7 protein-coding genes are annotated in these 6,198 nt (G+C 70.1%); all 7 read left to right on the top strand.

All coding sequences use genetic code 11. The annotated features are described in order from the left end of the window. Window positions 1-197 (top strand): hypothetical protein (locus WAZ62_RS01920; protein ID WP_422641844.1); only part of this gene is annotated, 197 nt, incomplete at its 5' end. Continuing rightward, window positions 181-843, top strand: a complete 663-nt coding sequence (locus tag WAZ62_RS01915) for a hypothetical protein (protein ID WP_422641843.1) — start codon at window positions 181-183, stop codon at window positions 841-843. The genes WAZ62_RS01920 and WAZ62_RS01915, both read left to right, overlap by 17 nt. Further along, entirely contained in the window at window positions 825-1,853 is a 1,029-nt protein-coding gene (locus WAZ62_RS01910) for a hypothetical protein (protein WP_422641842.1), read from the top strand. Before WAZ62_RS01915 ends, WAZ62_RS01910 begins: the two co-directional genes overlap by 19 nt. Further along, the gene (gene gspM, locus WAZ62_RS01905; RefSeq protein ID WP_422641841.1) at window positions 1,850-2,428 is read left to right on the top strand and encodes a type II secretion system protein GspM; all 579 of its coding nucleotides are present in this window, start codon (window positions 1,850-1,852) and stop codon (window positions 2,426-2,428) included. The genes WAZ62_RS01910 and gspM overlap by 4 nt, the downstream gene beginning before the upstream one ends. 94 nt (window positions 2,429-2,522) lie before the next feature. Continuing rightward, window positions 2,523-3,416 carry a general secretion pathway protein GspK gene (locus WAZ62_RS01900; RefSeq protein WP_422641840.1) on the top strand — a complete coding sequence of 298 codons (894 nt, stop codon included), beginning with the start codon at window positions 2,523-2,525 and terminating at the stop codon, window positions 3,414-3,416. A 183-nt stretch (window positions 3,417-3,599) separates the two neighbouring features. Further along, on the top strand, window positions 3,600-5,201 hold the full coding sequence (locus WAZ62_RS01895; RefSeq protein WP_422641839.1) for a ShlB/FhaC/HecB family hemolysin secretion/activation protein: 1,602 nt from the start codon (window positions 3,600-3,602) through the stop codon (window positions 5,199-5,201). Between the two features lie 29 nt (window positions 5,202-5,230). Then, window positions 5,231-6,198, top strand: a 968-nt coding sequence (locus WAZ62_RS01890; protein WP_422641838.1) for a DUF2341 domain-containing protein, incomplete at its 3' end; no start/stop codon positions are given.

Here is a 6,198-nt window from a genome sequence, read left to right as displayed (position 1 = left end):
CGCTTTTCGCGCTCGACGGGCGGGAGGTCGGCGGCGTCTCCGGCCCGCTCGCCTATGCAGTGCGCAGCCGGCCTTACGGCGCGACGGCGGCCAGCAGCGCCGGCCAGCTGTGGCAGGTGACGGTCTCGGTCTGGCCCCGGGCGGGCGGGCCGGTGATCACGGAATTGAGGAGCCTGCGCCTTGCCCCCGCGCGTTGAGCCCCACGCCCAGCGCGGTGCCTCCCTGGTCGAGGCGATCGTGGCGCTGGCCTTGCTGGCGCTGTTCTCCCTGCTGCTGTTGCAGGGCCTCACCTCGGCGCGCAACCTGTGGCAGGGCGCCGCCGCCCGGGCATCGACCGCCGAGGCGATCGAGGGCGCCCAGTCGGTGCTGCGCGAGCGGATCGGCCACATGTATCTGAAGGCCCGCTATGACGCGCCGACCCCCTATCCCGATGTCGACGGCGGCCCCGGCCGGCTGGTCTTCACCGCGCCGCTGAGCCAGGCCGAAGGCTCGACCGGTCTTGCCCGCTATCAGCTGGCGGTCGAGGCGGGGGGCGATCTCGTGCTGCTGTCGCGCAGCGATCTGCTCGGCCGCGACGGCGACCAGCTGTGGCGGCGGGATATCCTGCTGCGCGGCGTCGCCGGCCTCGACATCGCCTATTACGGCGAGACCGAGGAAGAGGCGGCGGCCTGGCACGACAGCTGGCACAAGGAGCCCTTCATGCCGGCGCTGATCCGCCTGCGCGTGCGTTTTCCCGCCGGCGATTCCCGCTGGTGGCCCGATCTTCTGGTCCGGCCCCTGGTCGGCGTCGACGGCGATTGTGTACTCTATGACGAAGGCGCGCGATGCGCGGGGCGCGGCTGATGGAACTGAAGGCCCTTCTCAATACCGACATGACCACCCTTGGCCGGGCCTTGAAGCGCGGCCTCGACTGGTGGGTCGGGGAATTGTCCGCCCTGGTGCCGGCCGGCTGGCGCGCCCGGTTGCTGCGGCCACGCCTGTTCGTCGCGATCGAGGGCGGCGCGCCCGTATTCTACCGGTCCGTGGCCGGCGCCTGGCGTCCGGTCGGTCGGCCGGGCCGCGCCGCCGCCCGAGCCGCCCTCGTGGTGCCGCCGGAGGCGGTGCTGGTCGGCGACTTCGACTATCCGGTGCCGTCGCCGGCCGAGCTTCGCCGGATGCTCGCCCTCGATCTCGACCGCCTGACGCCTTTCTCGCCCGACGACGTCGTGTTCGACGCCGAAACCGGCCCCGAGCCGGTGGCGAAGGGGGGGCTTCGCCGGATCAGCCTCGCGGTCATGCGGCGCGAGGATCTGGCCCGCGACCTCGCCTTCCTCGCCGGCAAGGGCATCCATCCCGCCGCCGCCGGTCTGCTGGGCGGGGACGGGGGCCTGCGCTTCGATTTCACCCGGGGTCTCGACAGCGGGGGCCGCAGCCGGGGCGGCCGGGTCGGGATGGCGCTTCGCGTCGGCCTGCCCGTGTTGCTGCTGGCCAATCTCGGCCTTCTCGTCCTTCGTGACGACTTCGCCCTGGCCACCCTGCGCGAGGCGGTCGATGGCCAGCGCCTGCAGGTCCAGCGGATCGAGCAGTTGCGCCGACAGGTCGACCGCGAGGAAGCCCGCCGCCGCGATTTCCTCGCCCTCGCGCAGCGTCAGGCGCCGTTGCCGGTGCTCGACGCCATCACCCGGGCCTTGCCCGACGATACTTACGCCACCCGCTTCGACTGGGACGGCAAGGCGCTGGTCCTCGTCGGCAAGGCGCCGGCGCCCGGGGCGGTGCCCGCCCTGGTCGAGGCGACGGGTCTGTTCGAGACGGTCCGGCCGGAGAACGAAGGCCAGGGCTTCGGCCTGACCGCCACCGCGAAGGTGCGGCCATGAGAGCCCTGAGCGCCCGCGAAAGCCGCCTGGTCGCCATCGGCCTGCTGGTCGCCGTCCTTCTCGGCATTCTCGGTCTCGTGGTGCAGCCCTTGGCGGAAGGCTTCCTGTCCCGGGCGGAGGAAAGGGCCGATCTCGAAGCGGAATACCAGCGGAACGCCCGCCTGCTCGATGGCGCCGCCGGGTGGCGGGCCGCCGCGGCGCGGCAGGCCGAAACCGCCCCCAGCTTCACCCTCGCGGCCGAAGACATGCCGGCCGCGACCGAAAACTTGCGCGGCCTTCTGGGCGAGGTCTTCACCGAAGCGGGCAGCCAGGTGCGCACGGTCAGCGAACAGGCGGCGCCGCGCCCCGGCTGGGCCGGCGCCGGCCTCGAAGCCGAGATGGCCCTGCCGCAGCTTCACGATGCGCTGTCGCGACTGGCGCGCGAGCATCCGCCGGTGATCGTCGACGGCATTTCGGTGACCACCCTTCGCAACGACGATATCGGCGCGGCCCCCCGGATTTCCGTGCGGATCGAGGTTTCGGCCCCGACCGCGCTTCGCCCGGCCGAAGGGGCGCCCGCCGCCGATGGCAACTGAGACGAAGATCGCGGCGCCGGGCCCCTCACCCCATCCCTCTCCCCGCAGGCGGGGCGAGGGGGCAGACCGAGGCGAGGCAGGCCCCCTCGCCCCCTTGGGGGAGAGGGATGGGGTAAGGGGCTTCACCCTGCCCCACGCCTCGCGGCAAACCCAGCGCGGTTTCGCCTTGCCGGCGGCGGTGCTCGGTGTCGCGATCTTCGCCTTGCTGGCCCTCGCCATCATCGACTGGGGCCGGGGCACGACGGCGCTGCTGCGGGCCGAGACCCTGCGCGTCCGGCTGGAAGCGGCGGCGGAAGCGGGCCTGAACCTCGCCATTCACGATCTCGCGATCGAGGATCGGACGCTGCGCTGGCCGGTGGGGGGCGGGCCGCGAAGGATCATGTTCGATGGCGTAACCCTCGACATCGCCATCGAGGACGAGCGGGGCAAGGTGCCGATCAATTCGGTCGACACGCCGGTGATCCGCGCCCTGCTCGCCCATGCCGGCGCCTCGGGCCTGCAGCTCGATGAACTGACCGATACGGTCGAGGACTGGATCGACGAGGACGACACGCCCCGCCTGCACGGCGCCGAGAAGGATGCCTATGCCGGCACCGGCATCGTGCCGCGCAATGCCGGTTTCAGGACCATCGGCGAAATCGGCCTCGTCAAGGGCATGACGCCCCGGATGCTCGCCGTCGTCGCCCCCCTTGTCTCCCTGATCCCCCGGGCTGATGTCGGCATCGTCGACGGTCGGCGCGCCGGCCCCGATGTCCTCGCCATCATGTCGGGCCAGGGGGTGGACACATTCGCCGTCATCAACCGGCGTCGCGAGGAGGCCGGCCAGCAGGTCGCGATCGACATCGCCGACGACGAGCCGATCGCGCTTCAGATGGTCAGCATCCGGGTCACGGCCACCATGGCGGGCGGCATCCGTCTCGACCGCGTGACGACGGTCGAATTCACCGGCGATCCCCGACGTCCCTTCTGGATCCGCGCCGCCCGCTGAACCCTTCGGCGACTGTCGCCGTTTCATCGCAAATGGGTCACCGGGCGGTCACTGGCCGCTGATATTGCGATAGCGGGGGACGCGACGGGCCGCATGGGCGGCTGGTGGCGACCGATGCTTGCCGCGTTCGGGGTGTGGACCTAGATGCTTGTTGTCGCTTACGGCTGTCGGTGGGGCGCGGGGATGCTGCGCGCGGTGGTCATCGCCGCGCCGTGCCTGCTCGGGGCCGCTGGCGCCGCGCGTGCCGAGGAAGCGTCCGCTCCGGCCGGGGACGAGCGCCGCATCGACATCTGGGAATACCGGATCGAAGGCACTCATGCCCTGGCGCAGACCGATGTCGAGCGCGCGGTCTATCCCTTCCTCGGTCCCCATCGCAGGATCGACGAAGTGGAGCGGGCGCGGGCCTCGCTCGAGAAAGCCTATGCCGATCGGGGTTACCAGACCGTCGCCGTGGAAATCCCCGCGCAGGACGTGAAGGACGGCGTCGTCCTCCTCAAGGTCGTCGAAGGCGCGGTCGGGCGTCTGCGGGTGCGCGGCGCGCGATACTACTCCCTCGACCAGATCAAGGCCGAGGCGCCGTCCCTGGCCGAGGGTTCGGTGCCCGATTTCACCGCGGTGACCCAGGACATCACCGGCCTGAACCAGCAGCCCGACCGGCGGGTGACGCCCTCGCTGCGGGCCGGCGTCGCGCCGGGCACGGTCGATGTCGACCTGATGGTCGAGGACCGTCTTCCCTTCCATGGCAGCCTGGAGCTGAACAACGGCTATAGCGCCAATACCAAGCCGCTGCGGCTCAACGCCTCCCTGCGCTACGAGAATCTGTGGCAGCTCGGCCATTCGCTGACCCTCGGCTTTCAGGTCGCGCCCGAAGACAGGGATGACGGCGAGGTCTATTCCGCCTCCTATCTTGCCCGGTTTCCGCGTAACCCCGCCTTCAGCCTGCTTGTCTATGGCGTGAAGAACGAGTCCGACATCTCGACCCTGGGCGGCACCAATGTCGTTGGCCGGGGCGAGACCCTTGGTCTTCGTGGCCTGGTCACGCTGCCCGGTGGCGCCGACGATTTCTTCCATCAGGCGTCGGTCGGCCTCGATTACAAGCATTTCGAGGAACTGGTCGGCCTTGGCGACGCGGTTGGCCAGTCCGCCCCCGTCACCTATTTCCCGGTCACCGCCGATTACACCGGCACCTGGTCGGGTGAGGGCGAGCAGACCGATGCCGGCATCGGCCTCACCTTCAACCTGCGGGGTCTCGGCAGCGGCCAGTCGGATTTCCAGAACAAGCGCGCCGACAGCCGGGGCGATTTCGTCTATCTGCGCGGCCATGCCTCGCACACCCGCGAGCTGCCGGCCGAATTCCAGCTCTTCGCCCGCATCGAAGGCCAGGTCTCGGACCAGCCGCTGGTGTCGAGCGAGGAGATCAGCGCGGGGGGTCTCGATACCGTGCGCGGCTATCTCGAATCCGAAAGCCTTGGCGATAACGGTGTGATCGGCCGGCTGGAATTGCGCGGTCCCAACCTCCAGGGCATCGCCGACACGGACTGGAGCGCGGGCACGGTGAACGAATGGCGTTTTCATGTCTTCGCCGACGGTGCCTTGCTGGCCGTGCTGAAGCCCGGGGCCGAACAGGACGATGACTTCAGCCTCGCCAGTGTCGGCGTCGGCAGTCAGATCCGCCTTCTCGACTATCTGAACGGTGTCGTCGACCTCGGGGTGCCGCTGGTCGACCAGAGCAACACGCGCGCCGGCGATCCGCGGCTGCATTTCCGCGTCTGGGGCGAGTTCTGACCATGGTTTCCGCAAAAGGGTTTGGGGCGATGCAACGCAAGGGGGCCGGGTTCGTCCTGGCGGTGATGCTGGGCCTGCTGGCCGGCCTGACGATGCTGCCGGGTTCCGCCAGGGCCTGGTGGAATGACGAATGGACGCTGCGCAAGCAGCTGACCATCGACACCGGCGCGACCGGGGCGGGCATCACCGATCCGGTGGGCACCAGTCCGGTGCTGATCCGCCTGCACAGCGGCAATTTCCAGTTCGAGCGCGCGAAGCAGGACGGCGCCGACATCCGCTTCGTCGCCGAGGACGATACGACACCGCTGAAGTATCATGTCGAGAAGTTCGACAGCCTGATGGGCGAGGCCTTCGTCTGGGTCTCGGTGCCCGACGTGAAGCCCGGCGCGCAGGCCAGGCTGTGGCTCTATTACGCCAATCCGAACGCGGCCGGCGCGGAAGAGGCCAAGGCGACTTTCGATCCCGATACGCTGCTGGTCTATCACTTCACGGAAAACGGCCTGCCGGTCCGGGACTACACGACCTGGAACAACACGGCGGAGACGGCGGGCGTGACCGCCGACGGCTCGATGATCGGGCGCGGCCTTCGCCTCGACGGCCAGACCCCGGTGACCCTGCCGGCCTCCGCCTCCCTCGCCGTCGCCAATGGCGCTGCGCTCACCTGGTCGGCCTGGGTCAAGGCCGATGCCGATCAGCCCAAGGCCCTGATCTACAGCCGGCGCGACGGTGTCGCCGGCCTCGACATCGGCATGGACAATGGCGTGGCCTTCGTCGAGCTGCGCAACGGCTTCGGTCTGCAGCGGATGACTGCCCCCGCCGCCCTGGCCGCCGGCACCTGGCATCACATCGCGGTAACCGCCGATGGCACGCGGCTTCGTCTCTTCGTCGACGGTCTGCCGCAGGTGGAAATCGCGGGGGCGCTCGCGGCGATGAACACGCCCGCCCTTCTCGGCGCGGATGCCGCGCCCGCCCCGGCGCCGGTGATCGCGCCCGAGCC

The organism is Zavarzinia sp., from assembly GCF_049306435.1.
In the GTDB taxonomy this organism is placed as follows: Bacteria; Pseudomonadota; Alphaproteobacteria; order Zavarziniales; family Zavarziniaceae; genus Zavarzinia.
This window is presented reverse-complemented; position numbering and strand designations above follow the sequence as displayed.